At 62.4% G+C, this 23,902-nt stretch carries 18 protein-coding genes; 10 read left to right on the top strand and 8 right to left on the bottom strand.

Features of this window, described 5'->3' with window-relative positions; all coding sequences use genetic code 11:
* Nucleotides 1-62: 62 nt before the first annotated feature.
* Nucleotides 63-659: a MarC family protein gene (locus AB4O36_RS23235; protein WP_460118458.1), complete on the top strand. Its 597-nt coding sequence runs from the start codon at nucleotides 63-65 to the stop codon at nucleotides 657-659.
* Here AB4O36_RS23235 and AB4O36_RS23240 read toward each other — a convergent pair.
* The 7 genes from AB4O36_RS23240 to AB4O36_RS23270 all read right to left on the bottom strand — a co-directional run bounded on the left by AB4O36_RS23240 (nucleotide 628) and on the right by AB4O36_RS23270 (nucleotide 7,523).
* On the bottom strand, nucleotides 628-1,377 hold the full coding sequence (locus AB4O36_RS23240; protein WP_460140371.1) for a hypothetical protein: 750 nt from the start codon (nucleotides 1,375-1,377) through the stop codon (nucleotides 628-630). The genes AB4O36_RS23235 and AB4O36_RS23240 overlap by 32 nt on opposite strands.
* Before the next feature lie 64 nt (nucleotides 1,378-1,441).
* Nucleotides 1,442-2,194 carry a hypothetical protein gene (locus AB4O36_RS23245; protein ID WP_460140372.1) on the bottom strand — a complete coding sequence of 251 codons (753 nt, stop codon included), beginning with the start codon at nucleotides 2,192-2,194 and terminating at the stop codon, nucleotides 1,442-1,444.
* A 171-nt stretch (nucleotides 2,195-2,365) separates the two neighbouring features.
* Complete coding sequence (gene cobJ / locus AB4O36_RS23250) at nucleotides 2,366-4,063, bottom strand: precorrin-3B C(17)-methyltransferase (protein ID WP_460140373.1); 1,698 nt, start codon at nucleotides 4,061-4,063, stop codon at nucleotides 2,366-2,368.
* Complete coding sequence (locus AB4O36_RS23255) at nucleotides 4,063-4,794, bottom strand: precorrin-2 C(20)-methyltransferase (protein WP_460118466.1); 732 nt, start codon at nucleotides 4,792-4,794, stop codon at nucleotides 4,063-4,065. The genes cobJ and AB4O36_RS23255 overlap by 1 nt, the downstream gene beginning before the upstream one ends.
* Nucleotides 4,794-5,420 (bottom strand): precorrin-8X methylmutase, encoded by a 627-nt coding sequence (locus tag AB4O36_RS23260; RefSeq protein ID WP_460118468.1) that lies wholly within the window; start codon nucleotides 5,418-5,420, stop codon nucleotides 4,794-4,796. The genes AB4O36_RS23255 and AB4O36_RS23260 overlap by 1 nt, the downstream gene beginning before the upstream one ends.
* Nucleotides 5,413-6,720 carry a precorrin-3B synthase gene (cobG, locus tag AB4O36_RS23265; protein ID WP_460118470.1) on the bottom strand — a complete coding sequence of 436 codons (1,308 nt, stop codon included), beginning with the start codon at nucleotides 6,718-6,720 and terminating at the stop codon, nucleotides 5,413-5,415. Before cobG ends, AB4O36_RS23260 begins: the two co-directional genes overlap by 8 nt.
* A 134-nt stretch (nucleotides 6,721-6,854) precedes the next feature.
* Nucleotides 6,855-7,523, bottom strand: coding sequence for a hypothetical protein (locus AB4O36_RS23270; RefSeq protein WP_460140374.1), 669 nt, complete (start codon nucleotides 7,521-7,523; stop codon nucleotides 6,855-6,857).
* Between the two features lie 220 nt (nucleotides 7,524-7,743).
* On the opposite strand from AB4O36_RS23270, the gene cbiE reads away from it, so the two are divergent.
* The 8 genes from cbiE to AB4O36_RS23310 all read left to right on the top strand — a co-directional run bounded on the left by cbiE (nucleotide 7,744) and on the right by AB4O36_RS23310 (nucleotide 16,231).
* Nucleotides 7,744-8,955 (top strand): precorrin-6y C5,15-methyltransferase (decarboxylating) subunit CbiE, encoded by a 1,212-nt coding sequence (gene cbiE, locus AB4O36_RS23275; protein WP_460140375.1) that lies wholly within the window; start codon nucleotides 7,744-7,746, stop codon nucleotides 8,953-8,955.
* Nucleotides 8,948-10,045 (top strand): cobalt-precorrin-5B (C(1))-methyltransferase, encoded by a 1,098-nt coding sequence (locus tag AB4O36_RS23280; RefSeq protein WP_460140376.1) that lies wholly within the window; start codon nucleotides 8,948-8,950, stop codon nucleotides 10,043-10,045. Before cbiE ends, AB4O36_RS23280 begins: the two co-directional genes overlap by 8 nt.
* Nucleotides 10,042-10,764 carry a cobalt-precorrin-6A reductase gene (locus tag AB4O36_RS23285; protein WP_460140377.1) on the top strand — a complete coding sequence of 241 codons (723 nt, stop codon included), beginning with the start codon at nucleotides 10,042-10,044 and terminating at the stop codon, nucleotides 10,762-10,764. Before AB4O36_RS23280 ends, AB4O36_RS23285 begins: the two co-directional genes overlap by 4 nt.
* A gap of 256 nt (nucleotides 10,765-11,020) precedes the next feature.
* Complete coding sequence (locus AB4O36_RS23290; protein WP_460140378.1) at nucleotides 11,021-11,419, top strand: DUF2946 domain-containing protein; 399 nt, start codon at nucleotides 11,021-11,023, stop codon at nucleotides 11,417-11,419.
* A gap of 48 nt (nucleotides 11,420-11,467) precedes the next feature.
* Nucleotides 11,468-11,947: a copper chaperone PCu(A)C gene (locus AB4O36_RS23295; protein WP_460140379.1), complete on the top strand. Its 480-nt coding sequence runs from the start codon at nucleotides 11,468-11,470 to the stop codon at nucleotides 11,945-11,947.
* A 21-nt stretch (nucleotides 11,948-11,968) separates the two neighbouring features.
* Nucleotides 11,969-12,418 (top strand): DUF2946 domain-containing protein, encoded by a 450-nt coding sequence (locus AB4O36_RS23300; protein WP_460140380.1) that lies wholly within the window; start codon nucleotides 11,969-11,971, stop codon nucleotides 12,416-12,418.
* 166 nt (nucleotides 12,419-12,584) lie between these two features.
* Nucleotides 12,585-14,702 carry a TonB-dependent copper receptor gene (locus AB4O36_RS23305; protein ID WP_460140381.1) on the top strand — a complete coding sequence of 706 codons (2,118 nt, stop codon included), beginning with the start codon at nucleotides 12,585-12,587 and terminating at the stop codon, nucleotides 14,700-14,702.
* Nucleotides 14,703-14,863: 161 nt separating this feature from the next.
* The gene (locus AB4O36_RS23310; protein WP_460140382.1) at nucleotides 14,864-16,231 is read left to right on the top strand and encodes a PepSY-associated TM helix domain-containing protein; all 1,368 of its coding nucleotides are present in this window, start codon (nucleotides 14,864-14,866) and stop codon (nucleotides 16,229-16,231) included.
* 2,863 nt (nucleotides 16,232-19,094) lie between these two features.
* Here the strand turns inward: AB4O36_RS23310 and AB4O36_RS23315 are convergent.
* Entirely contained in the window at nucleotides 19,095-22,295 is a 3,201-nt protein-coding gene (locus AB4O36_RS23315) for a hypothetical protein (RefSeq protein WP_460140383.1), read from the bottom strand.
* Between the two features lie 313 nt (nucleotides 22,296-22,608).
* Between AB4O36_RS23315 and urtA the strand changes: the two genes are divergently transcribed.
* On the top strand, nucleotides 22,609-23,874 hold the full coding sequence (gene urtA / locus AB4O36_RS23320) for an urea ABC transporter substrate-binding protein (protein ID WP_460118494.1): 1,266 nt from the start codon (nucleotides 22,609-22,611) through the stop codon (nucleotides 23,872-23,874).
* Nucleotides 23,875-23,902: the final 28 nt, after the last annotated feature.

A 23,902-nucleotide genomic window follows, 5' to 3' on the forward strand; every position in this document is an offset into this window, starting at 1 on the left:
CGACAGACTGCGCGACGCCTGATAGACTCCCCCACGACTTCCCTCGCCAGTGAGCCTGCCCCATGCTCCACGTGTTGTTCAGCGTTTACCTGAAGATGCTGGTGCTCTACAGCCCGTTCTTCGTGCTGTCGTGCTTCATCAGCCTGACCCGCGGTTATTCACGCAAGGAACAACGCCGGCTGGCCTGGAAAGTGGCGATCGCCACGCTGGTATCCAGTGTCCTGCTGTATCTGTTCGGGCGGATAATTTTCAGCGTCTTTGGCATCACCGTGGATGCCTTCCGCATCGGCGCCGGCAGCGTATTGTTCATTTCGGCGCTGGGCATGGCCCAGGGCAAGTCGGCGGTACAGACCGACAACGTGCAGCAAGACGTCACGATCGTCCCGCTGACCATTCCCCTGACCGTCGGCCCCGGCACGATCGGCGCGCTGTTGGTGATGGGCGTCAGCCAGCCTCACTGGGACGACAAGCTCACCGCCATCCTCAGCATTGCCCTGGCCAGCTTCACCGTTGGGGTGGTGCTTTACCTGTCGAACCGTATTGAACGCATTCTCGGTGACCAGGGCTTGCAGATTGTCAGCCGCTTGATGGGACTGTTTGTCTGTGCACTCGCGGCCCAGATTATCTTTACCGGGGTGAAGGGCTATCTGGTGCCCTGACGGCACCGCAGGCCCGGTCCTCGCCCGATAACGCGGGTGCTGGCGTGACGGCCATCAACGCATGCTCCCCGACAAAGGCCACCAACTGTGCTCGACTGCTGGCAAACACCCTGGCTGCGAGCTCGAATGAGTGGTGTTGGACCGTCACCGCCGAGGTGAAACATTGGGATGCAAAGGCCTGCGCCAACCAATTCCCTTCTGCACTCTGGGTCGTTTCAAACGACAGATAAAACACTTCGATGCAGGCGTGGCGGGTACTCACGGCAAACCGCAGCCGAACTCGGGTCCGCCGTTCTTCGCCCTGCGCCAGCGCGACGACGGACTCACTGATCAACCCCTGCTGATAAAGCAGGCGTGCGGGCGAATCCATCGCAAGATCAGCCAATGCCGCCAAGGCTTCGCAGGCCACATCGCGCTGTTCAAGAAGCGCTACGTCGTCCATCGCTCGGGTGATCAGATCCTGCGGCGTGACGGCGAGCAGGTGCTCAAACACCGGTTCCACCCACTGCTCCCGCCTCAGCGTCCAGCCGCACCGCTTAATGGCCTGGACAAAGGTGTCATGGGCAAAATCGGAACGGCTCACAGGCGAAGTCCCCGCCATCAATCGCGCAGCGAGCAACGAATACAGGATGTCGCATTTCATCGGGGCGTCCAAACCTGCGGACAACACACCGAGCAAACCGGAACCCACAAAGGACTCCTGACGATGACTCTCCATGTCTCACCTTTAAATTATGCAAAGACAACAACGAAACACTTCACGACCGAAAGTCGTTGTATTTTTAAAGTTGGGTCTTGAAGTATTCAAGACGTTTCTTGTGAACCGCTGACTGGACCAAGTCCTTGACGACATCATAGGCGCGACGATTTAATGTACGGCGAGTGGCGGCATTGTAAATTTTGACTTGCTCGCGCTTAAACTTGAAGAACAATACTTTGGTCAGCACATCGCTGGCCTCCAACTGCATGGCACATGCGATCATGGTTGGGCGACCACCCAAAGAAACGCATGGGACAATTTGAAAGTTGGCAGATTTGTTCTTTTTACTCTTATGCTCAACCAGTTTTATGGCGCCGTCATTTTTCTCCAATGAATTAAAGGCCGAAGAAATAAGCGGCAGTATTTTGAGTTTATCCGCGCCGGCCACCAGTGAAATAATCTGCAGCGCCGCTTCATCCATGGTGAAATTCAGTTCCTGACTGACGTACTCCCTGTAAGGGTCATTGACCGTGGGCCAACCGCACATAGTCAGGGCCTTGCTGTATTCGCGATACCATTCACGACGTTGGGTCTCGCGATTGAACGCGTCAGCACGAATTTCCGCATAAAGAATCGTGTCGTCAAATGCCGCTCGCTCTTCCTCCGACAGCGCCTCATCGTAAGCGGCAACGGTCGAACCCAATACGGCAGAGTCATTCTCACCGCCCAAACTTTGGTCAACACTTACATCCCATTTTTTCGATGTAACTTCCACCGCAAAATAATCACGTTGCGCAGCAAAATCAAAAGCTGCGTCTACTTCTGCTTCAATCATTCTGTTTACTATCCTGTTGTTAGTTTGATCTGCCTCTTGCAGACAAAAGAAAACTAACAACCCAACCCACGACAGTCAAAACAACGATGCAACCAAGTTATTTAAATTATTGTCAGAAGTTAATATAAAGCGCCCATTAAAAAGCCGGCGTTGCGCCGGCTGCCAATGAGTTTAAGGTTTGTTGCCATACCAACGTGGCGTATACACCCAGACGCCACCGTCGGGTCGGGGAAACAGGCAGGTGGTCGAAGAGCCGACCAAAACCATCGTGCGCATGTCGACCTGATCGGGAGTCAGTTGCCCCAGCGTGGTAACCCGCAAGGTCTGTCCGGGCCGGCCGACATCACGCCCCAGCACCACGGGCGTCTGCGCAACCCGATGCTGCGCGACGATCTCCAGTGCACGCCCCAACTGCCAGGGACGCGAGCGGGAGATCGGGTTGTAGAACGCCAGCGCCAGGTCGGCTTGTGCCGCCAGGTCCAGGCGTTTTTCGATGATGGCCCACGGCTTGAGATTGTCCGAAAGCGACATGACGCAGAAGTCATGCCCCAGCGGCGCCCCGGCTTGGGCGGCGGTCGCCAGTGAAGCGGACACCCCCGGCAGGATTTCCAGGTCAACGTTGTGCCAGGCCTCGGAACTGGACTCGTGCAGTGCCTCGAGCACCGCCGCCGCCATGGCGAACACCCCCGGATCGCCCGAAGAAACCACCACCACCGAGCGCCCTTGGGCTGCCAGCTCGAAGGCGTGCCGAGCACGCTGCATCTCTTCGCGGTTGTCGGTGCAATGCAGCACCTGATCGTCGCGGAACGGGCCGGCCATGCGTACGTAGGTTTCATAGCCGAGCACATCATTGGCCCGGGCCAACTCAGCCTTGACCGCCGGTACCATCAGCTCGGCAGCCCCTGGCCCCAGCCCGATCACCGCCAGGCGCCCGCGAGGGCGACCGATCAACAGCGCCTGCAGCGGTTGTTCGGCCACCGCAATGGCGATGCGGTCATCACCGAACATCGACACCGGCTGGCCAACGGCGCTGCGGGCGAGTTCGCCCACCGTGGCACTGTCACCGGAAAAACGCAGCGGCACACCCAATTCAAGGGCGGCTTCACGCAACGTCGGGTCGGCCATGTCCCGATCGGCCGCCAGCAGTAGCGCCACCGATTGCACGGCGATCCTCGCCTCATGCAGCGCCTCGCGGATCGCCTGCGACGGGTTGGCCACGCCGGCACTCACCGCCACCAGCACGTTACGCGGATAGATCAGCAGTTCATTGGCCGTGGGTGCGCGCTCGGCATGCCCGACATGAACCGCCAGCCGCGCGTGTGGATCTTCAGGCAGTTGCGCGCTGGCCAACCAGGGCGCCGAACCTTCGATGCGCACCGTTTCACCGGCGAGCAGATCGGACACAAAACGCTTGCCCAACTCCAGATCACCCAGCGCAAACCCACTGGGTGGGTTGAGCAGGCAGGTGCCGAAACGCAGTTCGCCGCTGGTGGTGATAGCCGGCGCCACCTCCAACCCCGCGCCGATTTCCCGCGCCATGACGTTCACGCCACTCAGGCCACCCAGCAACGGGACCACGGCGCTGCCGTCCTCGGCGACGGCCAGCACTGGCGGCTCTACGCCTTTCTCCAGCAGCAAGGGCGCCAGGGTGCGAATGACGATGCCGGCCGCGCACAGGGCGATGATTGGCGTGTCCTGCTGATAGAGTTCGCGCAGGGTCGCGCCAAACTCACGATAAGGACGATCTGCGCCTTCGACCCGTTCGGCCAGCCCATGGACCAGGGCGCCGGGGTACAGCTGTTGAATCCTGCGCGCGGTGTCGAGGCTGCCATTGCCCAGGATGACAATTGCCGGTGCTGGACGTGTCATCAGCCTTGCCACCTTTCACCCGGAACGATAATCAGCGAGAAATACGGCGAGGACATCGGCTCGACGTCTGCCAACGGCACGATCTTCTGATTGGCCATGGTCGCGCGCTCGACGTACAACGCACGCTCAGCCAGCCCCAGTTCTTGCAGCACCTCACGTACCTTGGGCAGGTTACGCCCCAGCTTCATGATGACGGCCGCGTCGGCATCGGCCAAACGACGCTTCAGATCGTCGTGGGGCAACACCCCGGAGAGCACCGACAGGCTCTGATTGCGATACACCAGTGGCGCACCGAGCACCGACGCGCCACCGAGCATCGAGCACACGCCCGGCACCACTTCGGCTTCGTAACGCTCGGCCAGGCGATCGTGCAGGTACATGTAGGAGCCGTAGAAGAACGGGTCACCCTCACAGATCACCGCCACGTCGCGGCCGGCGTCCAGGTGCGTCGCCAGCTCTTCGCTGGCCGCATCGTAGAAATCACTGATGACTTGTTCGTACGACAGCGGTGCCGGCAGCGCTTCGGTGGTCACCGGGTAGACCAATGGCAGCAGCGTCTGCGCCGCTTGCAAGTGGGCCTCGATGATGCCGAACGCGTTGCCCTTCTTGCCCTTGGCGACGAAGTACGCCACCACCGGCGACTCACGCAGCAGGCGCAGGGCCTTGACGGTAATCAGTTCCGGATCACCAGGGCCGACGCCCAGGCCGATCAAACGTCCACGTGGCTGCATTATTCGACCTCCGTGGCGAGGGCATTGACCGCTGCAGCCGCCATGGCGCTACCGCCCAGTCGACCTTGCATGATCACAAACGGCACGCCCCGGCTGTCCGCCGCAAGCGCTGCCTTGGATTCGGCAGCGCCGACAAAACCGACCGGGAAGCCCAGGATCAGTGCCGGTTTCGGCGCACCGGCATCAAGCATTTCCAGCAGGTAGAACAACGCGGTGGGCGCATTGCCGATCACCACGACGCTTCCCTCAAGGTGCGGGCGCCACAGCTCCAGGGCGACGGCCGAACGGGTGTTGCCCAGTTCGCGGGCAAGGTCCGGCACGCTTTCATCGCGCAGGGTGCAGATCACCTGATTGTTGGCCGGCAGGCGCGCCCGGGTGACGCCCTCGGACACCATCCGTGCATCACACAGGATCGGTGCGCCGGCCGCCAGCGCATCGCGCCCGGCCTTGCCGGCACCCGCAGAAAACTGCAAACCATCGATGGCATCGACCATGCCGCAGGCGTGAATCACACGGACCGCGAGTTTTTCCAGGTCCGCCGGGATACGCGCGAGGTTGGCCTCGGCACGAATGATCGCGAAGGAGTTGCGATAGATCTCCTGACCGTCGCGAATGTAATCAAGCATCAAGCGGGCTCCGTGAGCGGGCGTCGAGCAAGGCGTCGACCGCGTCAATAGTAAGGTTGCGTGCGTGCAGGGCGCCGAAACCCGGCTGCCCCGCTTCGCGAAAATAAAGGTCGTAGTGACCGGGGGTGACCGCCAGCAATGTGACCGGGGCGATATGCGCGGCGGCGCAGGAGCGCGGGCAACCGCTCAGGTGCACGTTCACCGCATCGCCGTGGCGTTGCAACAGGGCAGCCAGTTGCCGGGCGTCACCCTTGGTATCGGCCAGGCCTCTGGCGCAACCGGCGGACCCGGTGCAGGCAATCAACTGCGACAGCGCCTGATCGGCTTCGCACAACAAGCCCAACTGATGCATGACGCGCAGGACTTCATCAGCGTGCTCACGGCGCACGTTCGGCAACAGCAAGCTTTGCCACGGGGTAAATCGCAGGGTGGCGTCGCCGTATTGCCGCGCCAGACGCGATGCACCACGAAGCATGGCGCAATCGAGCCGTCCCAGTGGCGGCACGGCACCGACGTAGACATGATCGGCTTGCGCCTGATCCTGCACGCCCATGTGCAGCCCCGTCGAGTGCGTGGCACGCTTCCTGCCGCAGACGGGCGCAATGCTCAACCGTTCGGCCAGTCGCGCCACGAAGGCCTCGGGCGTCATGTCGGCCAGCAAATGGCGCATCCGCGTCTGCTCGGGCGCTGCCAGCTCAAGGAACAATTCAAGCACCGCCACCATCAAGTCATGGCCATCGCCCAGCGCGACCGAGCCGACCGGAGCATCCGTGGGGCATCCCGCCAGACCAAACGCCAACCGGCACTCGCCATCGTGCCGGTAGGCCGAAAGCCAAAGGTCGTTGGGGTGTTCGAGCATCGCCAGCGCCTCGCCGCCATCGAGTTGCATGGCGAACTTGGGGCTCAGGTCATGGAAGCGTTCGTGACGCTGCACCGTGGCGAGGATTTGCCCGGCCAACGCACGGGTATCGAACAGGCTGTGCCGATCGATCCCGGCGCTGGGGCTGAGCATCAGATTGCGCACGTCATCACCCGCCGCATTGTCAGGGCCCAGGCCGGCCGTCAGCAGGCGCTGGATCAACGCGGCGTGTTCCTCGCCGATCCCGCGTATCTGTAGATTGGCACGGTTGGTCGCTTCAATCGCACCGCTGGCAAAATCTTGCGCGGCGCTGGCCACCGCTTCGGCCTGGGCGCTGGTGATCGATCCGCCCGTGAGCTTGATGCGACAGATGCCGCCGTCCAGCGCCGGGACGATACGGAGTAATCCCGGACAGGCCGAGGGGCGTACTGCGGTGGACATCAGGCGTTCGTTCAAGGGCATGACCCGTACAGGTGGCGAGCACTTCGCGGGCGAAGGGGCCGGTATTATGCCTGCTTTGCAACGGGGGATGAAAAGCCTGTCGGACGACCAGAGCATTGGCGCCACGCGGGAGACTACATTCGCAGCAGATACTCGCGGCTGCGCTCGGTGATTTTCGCGCGCATCGCCACGGCCAGGCTGTCGAAACGGCGTCGATCGAGGGTGAAAGTCCCATAGTGCTGAATCAGCGTGGTGTCGTTGTCCTGCCACGTGATGAACAGAAATTGCCCGGGGCTGATCACGCTGACATACCAGGCATGAATCAGCGTGAGCGTCAGGTTGCCCTCTGCATCGTAGGCGCAGGGCATGACTTGAAACTGTCGCCCCTGCCCTCTCGAGCTGATCTTCTCCAGTGAAGCGCTGACTTGCAGGTTGCTTTTGAGCGACTCGAAGGCGTGCACGGCGGCGCTGTACATCTGCCCGCTGGCCCGGGGCCTGAGTGTCTCGAGAATCTGCGTGCTGATCGGCTCGGACAGCAACACCTTGCGACTCTCCAGCATCACCGGACGCTGGTGAATCCAGCCCAGGTGCCAGAGCCCCAGCGTGAAATGCTGAAGCCATTCGTACCACTGGCTTTCACGGTCATAAAGGGTGTCGGTGTACTGCTCCAGATAAAGCGCACAATCCAGCGCGATCTGTTCATCATCTTCCGACACCCTGGGGGCGACCGAAACGATCGTACTGCCCGCCAGAGCTGCACGGCTCCGGTCCCGGGGTGAAAACGTCGCAGGGGGCTCGAACATACAAAATCCTTTTCAATTGTCTGGTCGGTCAACTCCATTGTTAAACCGTCGCTCACACTAATCAGATGCCCATCGGGTCAACAATCCTCGAAGTACCTCAAGATATTTTCTGGTTGCCGGCTAACCCCAACCGGTGTTCAGTCGGCAAACAGGGGAAAAACCGCAGCGGCGCGGTATCATCGCGCCCGAGCCCGGTGGGTGGTTTTTTCAAGGAGCAGGCATGACGCCCTGGCTGACAGTAATTGGCATTGGTGAAGACGGTTTCAAAGGCCTGGGCAAGAACGCCCGGCACGCGCTGCTGCGTGCCACGCGGATTTTTGGCGGCCAGCGCCAGCTTGATCTGTTGCCGCCATGCATCCGTGGTCAGCGCCAGGCCTGGCCAAGCCCGTTTTCCCTGGACCCGGTCCTGGCCCTGCGCGACGAACCGGTGTGTGTACTGGCCAGCGGCGACCCCATGTTCTTTGGCGTGGGCGCCAGCCTCGCTCGGCACCTGCGTCCCGACGAGATGCTGATCCTGCCTGCGCCCTCCTCCTGTTCGCTGGCCGCCGCGCGTATGGGCTGGCCGTTGCAGGACGTCGTCACGCTGTCGCTGGTGGCCCGTCCCATCGCAGCGCTCAATGCGCAACTGTTCAGCGGTGTGCGTCTGCTGGTGCTCAGCAACGACGGCGCAAGCCCAGCCGCCGTTGCCGCGCTGTTGCGCGAACGCGGCTTCGGCCCCAGCCGTCTGACGGTGCTGGAGCATTTGGGCGGCCCGGCGGAGCGGCGCATCGACGGCCTCGCTCAGGATTGGAACGCGCCGTCGATCGCCGATCTGAATCTGCTCGCCATCGACTGCATCGCCAGCGCCGACGCGCCCCGCCTATCGCGTGTGGCCGGTCTGCCGGATTCGGCGTTCAAGCACGATGGCCAATTGACCAAGCGCGATGTCCGCGCGATCACCCTGGCGCGCCTGGCCCCGGTGCCCGGTGAACTGCTGTGGGATGTTGGCGCGGGCAGCGGCTCGATCGGTATCGAATGGATGCGTGCCCACCCGAGCTGCCGAACGCTGGCCATCGAAGCCGACGAGGGCCGGCAGGCATTGATCGAACACAACCGCGACGCGCTCGGTGTGCCCGGCCTTCAACTGATTCGCGGCAAGGCGCCGCACGCCCTCGCCGGCCTCGAACGCCCGGATGCGATTTTCATCGGTGGCGGCGTCACCCGCGAGGGCGTGCTGGACACTTGTTGGGCGCAGTTGAAACCCGGTGGCCGGCTGGTCGCCAATGCCGTGACGCTGCAAAGTGAAATGACCCTGATGGCCTGGCGCGAACGGCACGGCGGCGAGCTGACGCGCATTCACATCGCCCAGGCACAACCGCTGGGCGACTTCGACACCTGGCGCCAGGCCCTGCCGATTACCCTCTTGGACGTGGTCAAGCCTGTCGATGCGTGACGAAACCGCTGAACATCCCGCCCCCCTGCGCAGCGGCCTGACCACCGGTAGCTGCGCCACTGCCACCAGTTTGGCCGCCGCGCGACTGCTGCTGGGCGGCGCCGAGGCGGATGCCGTGGACATCGTTCTGCCCAAGGGCAAGCGCGTGCAGATGCGCCTGGAATTCTGCCGACTGCTGGATGACGGGGCCGAGGCCGGCACGATCAAGGATGCAGGTGACGACCCGGACGTGACCCACGGTGCGTTGCTGTTCTCCCGGGTGCGACTGCGCGCCGAGCCGGGCATCCGCTTCTGCGCCGGCCGAGGCGTCGGCACGGTCACCCGACCCGGCCTGGCGTTGGAGGTCGGCGAGCCGGCAATCAACCCGGTTCCGCGCAAAATGATCACTGAGCACCTGAGCGGATTGGCGCTGGAGCTGGGCTATCACGGTGGTTTCGAGGTCACGATCAACGTCGAGGGCGGCGAGGCCCTGGCGTTGAAAACGATGAACCCACGGCTGGGCATTCTCGGCGGTTTGTCGATACTGGGCACCAGCGGCATCGTCCGGCCGTTCTCCTGCTCGGCGTACATTGCCTCGATTCACCAGGGCATCGACGTGGCAAAAACCAACGGCTACCTGCACATCGCCGCGTGCACCGGCAACGCCAGCGAGGACACCATGCGCAGGGTCTACAACCTGCCGGAAATCGCCCTGATCGAAATGGGCGACTTCGTCGGCGCCGTGCTCAAGCACCTGCGCAAAGTGCCGGTGGATAAACTCAGCTTGTGCGGCGGTTTCGGCAAAATCAGCAAACTGGCCGCCGGGCACATGGATCTGCACAGCCGACACTCAAGCATCGACCTGCCGCAACTGGCCGATTGGGCGGCGGATGTGGGGGCCGACACGGCGTTGCAGCAGGCGATTCGCGAGGCCAACACCAGCCAGCAAGCACTGGCAATGGCCAGCGCCGCCGGTATCGCCCTGGGCGACGCGGTGTGCGCACACGCCAGGGCCTTTGCCCGTAGCGTGGTGCCGGCGCAGGTTCATGTGGAGGTCTTTGCCATCGATCGCCAGGGCGGGATCGTCGGCCAGGCGGGAGTCGTTCAATGAAACGCCTATTGCTGCTCGGCGGCGTCACTGAAGCGTTGGCGATCGCCCGGACGCTGGGGCCAACCCACATTTACAGCCTGGCCGGCATCGGCCGGGTACCCGACGACCTCACCTGCCAGGTGCATGTGGGCGGCTATGGCGGTGCCGAGGGCCTGGCCCAGTTCATTGCCGATGAAGGCATCGACCTGCTGCTGGACGCGACACATCCCTACGCCGCGCAAATCAGCCACAACGCGGCACGCGCCGCGCAGATCAGCGGCATCGCCTGCTGGGCACTCAGGCGGCCCGCCTGGCAACCCCAGCCGGGGGACGACTGGCGCGAAGTCAGCGATTGGGTCGAGTTGATCCAGGCCCTGAAACCTTTCCGGCGACCGCTGTTCACGCTCGGTCGCGAACCCCTGCAACACCTGGATGAAATTCCGCCGGAGCAATTCTGGACCTTGCGCGCACTGGACGTTTACCCTGCGACCCCGCGCTGCGAAGTGATCGGTGCCCGTGGGCCGTTTTTCATCGCGGATGAGCGGCAACTGTTCGAGCGTCGACAGATCGATGTGCTGATCAGCAAGAACAGCGGCAGTACCGCGACCGAACCGAAGCTGGAAGTCGCCCGCGAACGGGGTGTGCCGGTGCTGGTGTTGAAGCGGCCGGCATTGCCGCAGGTGGATCGGGAATTCAGCACGGTTGCCGACGTACTCGAAGCCCTGACCAGTCCTCTGTAGGAGCGAGCACGCTCGCGATGGTCGTCAACGATAACGCTGGCTATCTGGATGCCAGCGGTGTCTGGACTACCATCGCGAGCGTGCTCGCTCCTACAGGTTCAGCGAAGCTTCCACAGTGGCAATCGCTCAATCACAGCTATCATGTGGTTATGAAGTGCTGGCACTGCGACACCAAACCGCACTCGGTGTTTTTACTTATCGGCATTGATCAGGCTAAATAGCCGCGCCTGATCGCTCACTCAACCGGATACGTCCCATGTCCCGACAACGGCTCGCACTTGCCTGGATAGCCTGCTTCGCAGTGCTGTTCAACATGCTCGCCATGCCGGTGACCGGAGCCATGTCGCAGGCGGCCAAAGCCCCTGCCGAGCAGTTGATGTGGGGCAGTTTCTGTTCGTCCAGCGGCACCCGCATGGTCGCGATCGACCTGGGTGACGTGGAACACAAAGCCCCCCAGAGCGACCCACATTCCAATATGCAGCATTGCTGGTGCTGTTCCGGTTCCGCCCCGTTGGTGGCATTGCCGGGACACGCTCCACAGCTGTATTTCGCCCATTTGCAGGACAATCGCGGCCTGCCCGTGGCGACTCTCGACACCCCCACGCCTCGCCAGCAATGGCCCAGCCTCAATCCTCGGGCATCCCCTCTCGTGTGATTCCTTATCGCAAATTGACCTGCGTCTTGAATCGTTCGGAGAACTGCCATGTTGAACAAACTTATCGTCCTGGCCGCGTTGCTGCTGCCTGCCTGCTTTGCCAATGCCCATGAGTACAAAGTCGGCGAACTGGAAATCGCTCACCCCTGGTCGCAGGAATTGCCGCCCAACGCACCGACCGTCGCCGCTTACTTCGTGATTCACAACACCGGCAAGACGGCAGACACCCTGCTCAGCGTCGACACACCGATTGCCACCACCGCCGAGTTGCACGAACACGTGAAGCAGAACGACCTGATGAAAATGCAGCAGGTGCCTCGCGTCGAGATTCCGGCGGGGGGCACGGTCACTTTCGCGCCGATGGCCTATCACGTCATGTTGCTGGAGCTCAAGGATCGCAGCCTGCTCAGCGACGGCAAGCGCTTCCCGTTGACCCTGCATTTCGAAAAAGCCGGCGACGTGAACGTTGAAGTCGCGGTGCAGAAAACCGCGCCCGACGGCGCCCAGACCCACGTGCACAAGCCCTAAGCCGCAACGCTGAAGACGCCCATGCGCCCGCCTTGCGCCAGGTCATCCACCTCCCGCCGCCAGTCCACAGGATTGACTCGCGGTAGCTGGATCAGCCTGTTCGCCATGTTGATGATTTTCATCGGCCCACTGATTTCCCAGTCGATGCCGATGGATCAACGCGCCACTGCAATGACCATGAGCATGTCGATGGACATGAGCATGGACATGCCCGCGATGTCGCACCGCGACCATGGGGCCACGCCTGCCGCCGAACACTGCCCGCCCAAGGCCAGCCACCATGCCATGTGGGAAAAGTGCGGTTATTGCAGCCTGCTGTTCAACTGCCCGGCGCTGACGGGCGGCCAGTCATTCGTCGCCTTTGATGCCCCCCTGACCAACACTTTCAGCACCCCCGCGACCCGCCTGGGCCACGCCCGGTCCACCTTCTTCCCCGGCGCCCGCACCCGTGCGCCCCCCATCGACGCGTAAACACCTCCTGATATCACACGGTCCGAAGACAGCCAGAGCCTCCTGTGGGAGCGAGCCGGCTTGCGAGGCAGCCGACGTCTTTTGACGCCGCGTACTTGCGAGCATGCCCACAGCCAGTACGCAGGTTGCCGTCCGTATCGTTTACGACTGTTCGATGGAAATTGTCATGTCCAGGTTTTCTGCTGACCCACGCTTGAGCCCTGCCCAAGCCTCTTTCGCCTTGAGCACCACGCGCGTACGTTTCAGGCACGCCACCGCCATTCTCTGCGGCGCGCTGCTGTCACCCATGGTGCAGGCCGACGACCACGCCGGCCACGAAGAAGAACTGAGCCCGACGGTGATCACCGCCATCGCGCCAAGCTCGCCACTCACCATCGTCACCAACCCCAAGGACCCGCGCCAACCGGTGCCCGCCAGCGACGGTGGCGACTACCTGAAGACCATCCCCGGCTTCGCCCTGGTGCGCAACGGCGGCACCAACGGCGATCCGGTGCTGCGCGGCATGTTCGGCTCGCGGTTGAACATCCTCACCAACGGTGGCGTGATGCTCGGCGCCTGCCCCGGCCGCATGGACGCGCCCACGTCGTACATTTCCCCGGAAACCTACGACAAACTCACCGTCATCAAAGGCCCGCAAACCGTCCTCTGGGGCCCCGGCTCATCGGCTGGCACCATCCTGTTCGACCGTGAGCCGGAGCGCTTCGGCGAACTCGGCACCCGGGTGAACGCCAGTGTCCTGGCCGGCTCCAACGGTCGCTTCGACAAAACCGTGGATGCGGCCGCGGGCGGCCCATTGGGCTACGTGCGGGTAATTGGCAACACGGCCCAGGCCGACGACTATCGCGACGGCAACAACGACACCGTGGCCTCGCGCTACGACAAATGGAACGGTGATGTCGCGGTGGGCTGGACGCCCGACGCCGACACACTGTTGGAACTCACCGCCGGCAAGGGCGATGGCGAGGCACGTTACGCCGGACGCGGCATGGACGGTGCGCAGTTCAAACGCGAAAGCCTGGGCCTGCGTTTCGAAAAATCCAACATCGGCGACGTGCTCGACAAGATCGAGGCGCAGGTCTACTACAACTACGCTGACCATGTGATGGACAACTACACCCTGCGCACCCCATCGGGCACCGGGATGATGGCAGGTCCCATGGCTTCCAACGTCGATCGCCGCACCCTGGGCGCTCGAATCAAGGCCACTTGGCGCTGGGCCGATGTGCAGTTGATCAGCGGTATCGACGCGCAGACCAACGAACACCGCCAGCGCAGCAGCATGGGCGTCGACACCTACAAGAACCTGCCGTACACCAAGGACGCCGACTTCCATAACTATGGGGTGTTCAGCGAACTGACCTGGTACGCCGCCGACCGTGATCGCCTGATTACCGGTGCTCGTCTGGACCGTGCTTCGGCCAAGGATTTCCGCCAGACCACCGGCTCCGGGATGATGACGCGGGCCAACCCGACCGCCGATGACACCCGTGCCGACACACTGCCAAGCGGATTCGTGCGTTATGAACACGACCTGGCTGACAGCCCGACCACCCTGTACGCAGGCTTGGGTCATACCCAGCGCTTCCCGGATTACTGGGAGCTGTTTTCGCCCAATTCCGGCCCGACCGGTTCGGTGAACGCCTTCGATTCGATCAAGCCGGAAAAAACCACGCAGTTCGACTTCGGCCTGCAATACAAGACCGACGACCTCGACGCCTGGGCCTCGGGTTATGTCGGGCAAATCCGCGACTACATCCTGTTCAACTACACACCCGGCATGATGGGCACCACCTCACAAGCCTCCAACATCGACGCACGAATCATGGGCGGCGAACTGGGTGCGGCCTACAAGCTGACCTCGAACTGGAAAGCGGATGCGACGCTGGCCTATGCCTGGGGCAAGAACAGCAGCGATGGCAAGGCCCTGCCACAAATGCCACCGCTGGATGCACGGTTCGGCCTGACCTACAGCGAAGACAACTGGAGCGCCGGCGCCTTGTGGCGGGTGGTGGCCGCGCAAAACCGCATCGACCAGAACAAGGGCAACGTGGTCGGCAAGGACTTCACCAAGACCTCGGGTTTTGGCGTGTTCTCGCTTAACGGCGCGTACCGCATCAACAAAAACTGGAAGGTCAGCAGCGGCGTCGACAACCTGTTCGGCAAGGCCTATGCCGAGCACTTGAACCTGGCCGGCAACGCCGGTTTTGGCTACCCGGCCGATGACCCGCAAGCCATCAAGGAACCCGGACGTACGTTCTGGACGAAGGTGGATATGAGTTTCTAGAACCGCCCCACCCTGTAGGAGCGGACTTGTCCGCGATGGACGTCAACGATGACGCTGTCAGCCTGACACCCCTCGGTGTTGCTGAATCCATCGCGGACAAGTCCGCTCCTACAGGGGTACCAGACAACTACAACAGATCCACGCCAAGCGGAGCACAACCGATGAAAAAGCCTCAAGTGAATTTTTATAACCTGGCCTGGCGCTGGCATTTCTATGCCGGTCTGTTCGTCGCGCCATTTTTGGTGATGCTGGCCCTGACCGGCACCGTCTACCTGTTCAAGCCGCAGCTTGATCCGTTGATGTATGGCAGCCTCATGAATGTCCCGGCCGGGCATCACACCGTATCGGCCGACGACATGCTCAAGCGCGTCAAAGACGCCTACCCCCAGGGGGCGATCAAACAGTACTTGCCGCCGGTCAATGCCGAGCGCAGCGCGCAGTTTGTCGTACTCAACGGCACCACCGAACTCAATGTGTTTGTCGACCCCTACCACGGTGACATCCTCGGCGAGCAAGACGCCAAGTGGAACCTGCAAGCGGTGGCGCGGGCAATCCATGGCGAGTTGATGATTGGCACGGTCGGTGACCGGCTGATCGAAATGGCCGCCGGCTGGGGCGTGGTGCTGGTGGTGTCCGGCCTGTTCCTGTGGTGGCCGCGTGGCCAGGCTGCCGGCATCCTGTGGCCGCGCCTGAACAGTCGCGGGCGCGTGTTGTGGCGTGACCTGCATGCCGTCACCGGATTCTGGGGCGCCAGCCTGCTGCTGGTGATGCTGCTCAGCGGCATGACCTGGACCGGTTTCTGGGGCAAGCAGTACGCCGAGGTGTGGAACAAGTTCCCCGATGCCATGTGGAACGACATGCCCAAATCGGACATTGAGGCCCGCAGCCTCAACACCGCCACCCGCCAGACCGTGCCATGGGCCGTGGAAAACACGCCGATGCCAATGTCCGGCGACCATGCCGAACATATGGCCCATGGCGGCGCACACGCCGGCCCCGCCGCACCGACCGTCAGCCTGCAACAAGTGCAGAACATCGCCGAACAGCGCAAGGTCGAGCCGGGCTACAGCATCACGTTGCCGACCACCGATACCGGCGTGTTCACCATTGCGGTGTTCGCCGACGATCCTCGCAACGACGCCACGTTGCACGTGGACCAATACAGCGGCAAGGTCCTGGCCGATGTGCGTTGGGAGCAATACGGTTCTGTCGCTCGCGCCACGGAACTGGGCGTGATGCTGCATGAAGGCAAGATGTTCGGCACCCTCAACCAGATCATCGTGCTGCTGATTTGCCTGATGATCCTGCTCAGCGCCGTCAGCGGCGTGGTGATCTGGTGGAAGCGCCGGCCACAGGGCAAGTTCGGCGTTCCGCCGCTGCGCCACGACCTGCCGACCTGGAAAACCGGCGTGGCGATCATGCTGGCACTGGCCGTGGTGTTCCCGCTGGTGGGCGCGTCGCTGGTGGTGGTGTGGCTGCTGGATCGGGTGCTGATGACGCGGTTTGACCGGCAGGTGGAGGCGGCATGATCTGACCCCTCGCCCCAGCAAAAAAATGTGGGAGCGAGCCTGCTCGCGATGAATCCGAGATCAGCGTGGGGTGTCAGGCACCCCTCGTGATTGTTGACGGTTATCGCGAGCAGGCTCGCTCCCACAGGGGGATCACATGGATCAGGTAGACCTACGCCCCATCTCCAGCAACCGCTTCGCCGTCACGTGCCCCCGCGGCTGCCAGAATTCGTCAGGCTCGAGGACGTCCAGACGACCGCTGCCGATCAACGTCTCGAGTACCTGCGAAAGCGTTTGCGTCTGGCTCCACCCATCGCGCAGCACCCGCGATTCAGCGTCCAGGTAACTCGGGCGATAGACCAGCAACGCGCCATTTCGCGGGGTCAGGTAGTAACGGCTGTCAGCGATGGCCGCCGTTGCCAGTACCGCGATGCAGGCCCGTATTTCGTCGTGGGCGACGAAGTTGTGGTGAAGCGTCTGTTCAGGCGGCGCGGCGGCGTCCACCTTGTAAAGTTGCTGCACACCCATCACTTCGTAGCCGTCTGGATACCTCTTTGAAGCGCCGGGATTTTTGCGGGAGTAGCCGGGAAACAACACCCCGATGAACAGCCGTCGAAAGGCCGGGGCGTAGTCACGCAGGCCGAGTGGCACGGTGGGACCGGCATCCTCCAGCGGATCGGTGGCGACGAAATTCACCTGACCGTCACGCAGGATCGCCCCCAACAGCGCATTGCCTCGAGCCCGTCGCCACGCCCAGCGCGCCGCGTCGTCCGGATGCGCGCACAAAGGTCCCAACGCCAGGCGTGCAGCCTCCCCGGCGGGTGTTGCCTCGACCTTGCCCGGCGACCAAGCCGGTCCAACGCGCCCGACCTTCGCCCAAATAGCACTGCGCACCAACACTTCAAGCTGTCCACCGCGCGCGATCTTGCGAATGTAGTCGGCGGGGTTGCCATCGCCCTGCAACGATTTGACGTACGCCGTGATCGCCCCATGGGTTTGCAGGTCAGGGTCCCAGGTCGAGGCCTGGTACTTGAGCAACGCGCCATCGGCGCACGACAGGTACAACGGCTCAAACCCAGCCGAGGTCCCTGCGACCAACCGTTGCGCAGCCGACAATGCCGCTGCGAGCACCGTGGGCGGGATGAAGCTGCGAAAAACCTCGGTGCGGGGCAGCTCATCGGGCTGGCGGGCAGGCGCGCACAAATAAATGCCCTGTACCGAATAGCCGCTGGGCAACCGTGCGCCCTGGAACACTCGCGCGCGGTGAAACTTCAGGTCATCGGCCATGACCGGCAGGCTCGCCACCGCGTGGGCAAGACGCGATGAAACGAGCACCAAGCCAAATCGCCAGTGCTCGCGTCCCCCTCCCTGTTCATGCACATGCCGCACGGCATCGTCGGCGTGGCAGAACGCCGGACTCAAACTGCGATCAGCCGAGGCGAAACGCACCGACTCCGGTGCCTGGTAACCCTGTGTCAGCGGCCGCCAGCCTTTGCCCAATTTGAGCGCCGGCCCCCAGAGGTTGCTGCTTTGCACCACCTCCAGGCGGCCCACGCCGACCAACTGATCGATCAGCTCAACGGGCGTGCTCACACCACTGCGTATCCGCCGTTCGATCTGGTTACTCCATGGGTCATGGGGGGCGTCGCTGGACGGTGCGAGCTGGTCCTCCAGAGCGGCCAGGCGTGTCGTCCTTTCGCTCTTTTGCGCCACGCTCAGCAAGTCCGCCTCAGGCTCATGCAGACTGAACGACAGAATCGAACCCTGGTCACCGAGCAGGTATTCGTGAGTCCACAAATGCCCCGACGCCAGCGCCGTGGCGAGCACCGGTGTCGAGAAGAAGTCGCTATAGACCTGCCGGTCCTGGCCCTGCAACAGAAATGGCAACGGCGTCGCCACGCGACTGCGATAACGCGCGAAGACCTTGCAACCGGGCGCCAACCGCTCCAACGCAACATCCTCATCCGGCAGAATCCACTTGGGATCAAAATCTTCGCTGACCACCGGCAGCGGCTCGGTGGCAACAAACAAGCCATCAGTTCGCACGAGCACGAGTCCACCCTGCAGGTGATCGCGGTTCGCACCTAACCGTTGCTCGACATGGCGCACGGCATCGGCATGCGTGCTGAATGCCGGGCTGAGGCTACGTCGAATGAACCCTGTAAAAGGCTTCCAATGCGCCCCCAACCGGGAAGATGCGGGCGGCCCCCAGCATTCATTGCCCTCTACCACCGTCAACCAGCTCCGAGCGATGACCCGGCTGACAAAATCCCTGGCCGACAACTGCCCGCTCTTGAGTTGCGTGTGCACATCCTCGGCCGTCCCCGAAGGCTGAATCGAGGCATCGAACAAAGTCGTCGTGCTGGGCGACTGAAACTTCAACAGGGCACGGTCGAGGGTCGACAAATAAACAGGCAACCCGGTTTTATCACCCGAGTCTCGCAAGCGATTGGCCTCGAAATAGGCGCTGTAGAGATCGCTCGATGAAAGAAAGTGCCGGCCCAGCCATTGCTCGGTTGGCGCAAGGTTTTGCGGCAGCCATTGCCGGGCGTAAAACAACCCGAACAGTTTGAACGACGCAGGGTAGACAAACGTTCCGGCGTCATCGAGCCGGAACAGGCTGGCCTGGGAAAACAGCGGCTGGCGGTGGCTGGCCGGCACCGATTCACTGACTACGTACTCCTCCTTGTGCTGATGTTTCAACACAAACGCAAAACAGGTCTGATCCGGGCCCTGGCGCCGGATGCGCCGATGCGCGTCAAGCGCCGCGGCCTCAGCGCTGGCGAACACCGAACCGTACGCCACCTGCTCGGGCGTTTCGAAGGGGCGCGGTTGGGCGAACGCTTTCCAGTACTCGACCACCATGCCGCGCGAACCCCACAACTCATTGGCGAGCAACACACGCAAGCCGCCGGCGGCTGCCAGTTGTTTGACGACGTCCTCGGGTAACTGCGCGCCCGTTGCCAACGCCTCGGCCATCGGGCTGGGTTTCTCCCCGGGCGTCACATGCGCCATCAGCGCCTTCTGCGCGGCCGAGCCGCTGAGGTCGTAGGCAATCAGGGCGTCTTCGGCGCAGGACAGATAAGCGACCTGGGCGTAAGGCGCGTTCTGCAAGATCGCCTGCAGATCGGTATCGCTGAATGACTGCGCGTCGATGCTCGCCTGCTCGCGGCTCCAGCCGTGGCGCTTCATCCGTTGGACGTCGTACATCGACAACGCCAGGCGCGAGGCGCGAGGCATACACACCGCGCAGCACATGCCGCTCGGGCAGAATCGGTTTGCCCCCGGCATCTGCGGGGTAGACAAAATCCGTGGCGAAGCGACCGGCCTTCCCAACCACCCAGGGCTCAGTCGCCACGAATCGTCCATCCTCGCGCTCCATGACATAGCCGCAGAACTCATAGTCGCGTTGATCACCGATTTGCTCGTGAACATAACGCGCAGCATCGTCCGCCGTAAGAAAAGCCGGGCTCAGGCGATGTTGCGGGTAACGGGCGAACGGGTGCCATGAAGTGCCCACGGCGCCCTCGACATCCCACAGCTTGCCGGTCTGGATCACCGACAGCGCACCCACCGCCGCCACTCGCCAGATAAAGGCCTCGGGGGTCAGCGTGCCGTTTTCCAGTTCGCGCTGTTCATCGCCGTCCGGGCTGGCGCTGTGCAAACGACTCTCCTGCATCGACCCGGAAAATTCATACCGTAACCGCGCACCATCACGGGTGCCCAGGTACAGGGCCAACCCCGCCATCTTGTGCTGGCGCGAACTGCCAATGGCGGCGGAAAAATCGGTGGCCGAGATAAAGCTCTCGTACAGCCACTTTTGTGCAGGTATCAAGTGGGAGTCCGGCACGGACTGGTAACAGATGCCCTGGATGGCATAACCCGCCGGAAGTGCGGGGATGCCCTTTTTGTTACCTACGAAGGCCAGCAACGCCTGGGCGAACGCTGTTTTGCCGGCGTCGATCACGGTGGGTTCGGTTACCGCAGACTCACCTGTCTGAACGCGGTTGACAATGAACGCGACCTGCCCGAGCACAGGCTTCTCGCGCATCAGGTCATGGGCCCATTGCGCGCCCACGTCAACGTCTGGCATGACCCAACTGAGTGCCGGTTGCACAGGGCCGTCAGCCACGAACGGCTGATAAGCCACCCAGTTGCCCGGCAACCTGCCACGCGAACCCTTCCACACTGCACTTGAGTTGAGCACCGTCAATTCGCCGAGCGCCACGAGTTTCTTCACCAGGGTTTCCGCGGTCGCGTCGAATCCGTCGAGTTGCTCGTCGATCACACCGGTCTTGACCGCGCCATCGAGCAGCACGGCAAAATTGCGCTCCTGCTGCGAACCGACCCTCACGTACTTGACCAGGGACTCATCCGGGCCGGAGTTATACAACGTTGTGATCGCCTCCCGCCCTGACATGATCACCTCCAGGTGCTGAAGGTTAGGCAGGCTGGTGTGCAGCGCGATACGCCCAGCCGACCAGTCGGGCTGCATGGCCTTGAGCCGTGCGCGGATGTCCTCGGTGGCGTTGTAGACGGCTTCGTAGCGATAGCCCGGCAACTCGACCTTGCGCTTGGCGAGCCCGCCTGCGAACGGCAAGCCCCAGTCCTTTTGCCACTGTTTCCCGTCGACTGGGGTGGTGGCGAAGAACTTGCCATCGCGCTCCAGGATGTAGCCCAACTGGTCGATATCACGCCGGCTGTTCATCTGGAAATGCGCGTGACGCGCCGCATCGTCGGCGGTGAGGAACGCCGGGCTCAGAGATTGGCGAATGCGCTCGAAAGGCTCCCAGCCCGGTCCCACCTGTCCGGTCTTGTCCCAGATGTTGCCGTCCTGCACAACCATCAGGCGGCCGGCGGCGGCCATCTGCAAGACAAACTCGAAGGTCGTCAGGGTCCCGGCCTTCAGAGCCTTTTGCAGGGTTTCGCCGTTGCCCTCCATCAGTGCGGTTTCAGCTTCGGAGCCGGAGCAGGTGTAACTCAGCAACGCCTTGGTCGGCGTGCGCTTGTAGAGGGTCAAGCCGCGCTCGGGATCTCGCAGGGGATCAACCTTGCGCGACTGGGCGATGAGGGGAGCCAGCTCTGCGGGGGAAAAAAAGTTCTTGTAGAGCCAGTCCTGCTGGACAGGGAGGTGTGCAGGTTTCGCGTGGGTCACCGCATAGAACCCGTCGATGTGAAAACCTGCCGGCAAGCGCGGCCCCCCGTCCGTATGACGGGGGAATTCATCGAGCACCGCAGCTAGCGAAGTGCGCTCGCGCCAGGGGAACGTGGCAACGTACTCCTCCGTCCCCTGCGCCTTGAGGATGGCGCCCATGAACTCCACATCGGCGTTGGCGCTGTCGGGGCGCACGAACTTGCCGACCAACTCCGCGGGCTGATCGTCTATCGGCGAGCAGAACGGTTGCTGCGTCGGGACGTTCGCTTTGTTCACCGGCTCGGTCGCGATCCAGTTACCGACCACCTGCCCCCTGACGTTGCCCCACAATGGGTTGGGGATCACCACACTCAGCCTGCCGGCTCTCGCCAGTTCGTCGATGATTTCCTCGACGAGATAAAACGTCCCCCTGGGGCGCTCATTCTTGATTTCTTCGGCAAGCAAGTCCTCTTCAGGCGAGCCGCTGGGCTCATATTTGAGCAGGCAGGTCTCGGCACCCGAAAGATAAAAAGCCTTGGCAAAACCTCGGTGACGGATCATGAAGGCCTTCTCCACATCGGTGAAAAAGTTCATGGCCAGGTGGGCACCCGCCTCGGGCAGTCCCGGGTATTTCTTCTTCACTAGCGCCAGCACGTTGGGATGGGAGTAATAAAGGCCGTGGCACGTGTAGCCGTCCGGGTGGATGAAATTGCCTTGCGCATCTACGGCCAGCAACTGCGTGAAATCCACATACAAATTGCCGCCGATGGGCAACGTCGCAAAAAAGCGTCCGCTCTCGCCCTGCAGGATCAGCCCGCCGTATTCCTTGTCGCGTTTGTTGCCAATCGCCTCGTGGGCAAATCGCGCGGCATCGTCGGCGCTGATCATGGGCGGGCTGAGGGCCGGCAGCACGATGTTGCTGGGAGGCTTGCGCCTGGTGTGATCGTTCATGAGGTATTCGTCCGTGAAATGGGAAAGCGTTCCCACACAAGCGGTGGGCAAGTCGCACAACCCATGATCCACCTTGGTCCTTCACGTCAGCGGTACATATGTATTTGCACCGCAAAAATACCGGGCACCACCGCAGCGCATGGTGTGCACCGAGGCGCCGATTCGGCGCCAGCGTGGTGCACGCCCCCTCACTCGCGCAGCCAGCAACGGCTCAAGCACGCGATCTCCGGACTTGGGCACAGCCCTTGCTAAAGACCTTCAAGTAGTCCGCATCTGCCACCGGAAAAATTCATTAGTTCATGGAGATCGCACAATGAAGCGTCGCAGTTTGATCAAGGCTTTCACCCTTTCGGCCAGCATCGCCGCGATGGGCATGACGTGGACGGTCCAGGCCGCCGAGACCATCAAGGTGGGGATTCTGCATTCGTTGTCCGGGACCATGGCGATCTCTGAAACATCGCTGAAAGACATGGCGTTGATGACCATCGACGAAATCAACGCCAAGGGCGGCGTCAACGGCAAGATGCTCGAGCCGGTGGTGGTTGACCCGGCGTCGAATTGGCCGCTGTTCGCGGAAAAGGGCCGGCAGTTGCTGACCCAGGACAAGGTGGCGGTGGTGTTCGGTTGCTGGACGTCGGTGTCGCGCAAATCCGTGTTGCCGGTGTTCGAAGAGCTCAACGGCTTGCTGTTCTACCCGGTGCAATACGAAGGCGAAGAGTTGTCGCCAAACGTGTTCTATACCGGCGCCGCGCCGAACCAGCAGGCGATCCCGGCCGTCGAGTACTTGATGAGCGAAGAAGGCGGGGGCGCCAAGCGTTACTTCCTGCTGGGCACCGATTACGTCTACCCGCGCACCACCAACAAGATCCTGCGCTCGTTCCTGCACTCCAAAGGGGTGGCTGACAAGGACATCGAAGAGGTCTACACCCCGTTCGGCCACAGCGACTATCAAACCATCGTCGCCAACATCAAGAAGTTCTCGGCGGGCGGCAAAACGGCGGTTATCTCCACGGTCAACGGCGACTCCAACGTGCCGTTCTACAAGGAACTGGCCAACCAGGGCCTGAAGGCCACCGAGGTTCCGGTGGTGGCGTTCTCGGTGGGCGAAGAAGAACTGCGCGGCATCGACACCAAGCCGCTGGTGGGCAACCTCGCGGCGTGGAACTACTTCGAGTCGGTAGAGAACCCGGTGAACAAGAAGTTCGTCGATGACTGGAAGGCCTACGCCAAGAAACACAACCTGCCGGGCGCCGACAAAGCGGTGACCAACGACCCGATGGAAGCCACCTACGTGGGCATCCACATGTGGGCGCAAGCGGCCGAGAAAGCCAAATCCACCGACGTCGACAAAGTGCGCGAAGCCCTCGCCGGCCAGACCTTTGCCGCGCCGTCCGGCTACACCCTGACCATGGACAAGACCAATCACCACCTGCACAAGCCAGTGATGATCGGCGAGATCCAGGCGGACGGTCAGTTCAACGTCGTGTGGCAGACCGAAGGCCCGGTACGCGCACAACCCTGGAGCCCGTTCATCCCGGGCAACGACAAGAAGCCGGAGTATGCGGTGAAGAGTAACTGAGTCACCGGATGTGGGGTTGAGCACATCA

This window comes from Pseudomonas sp. S2_E01 (assembly GCF_054668365.1).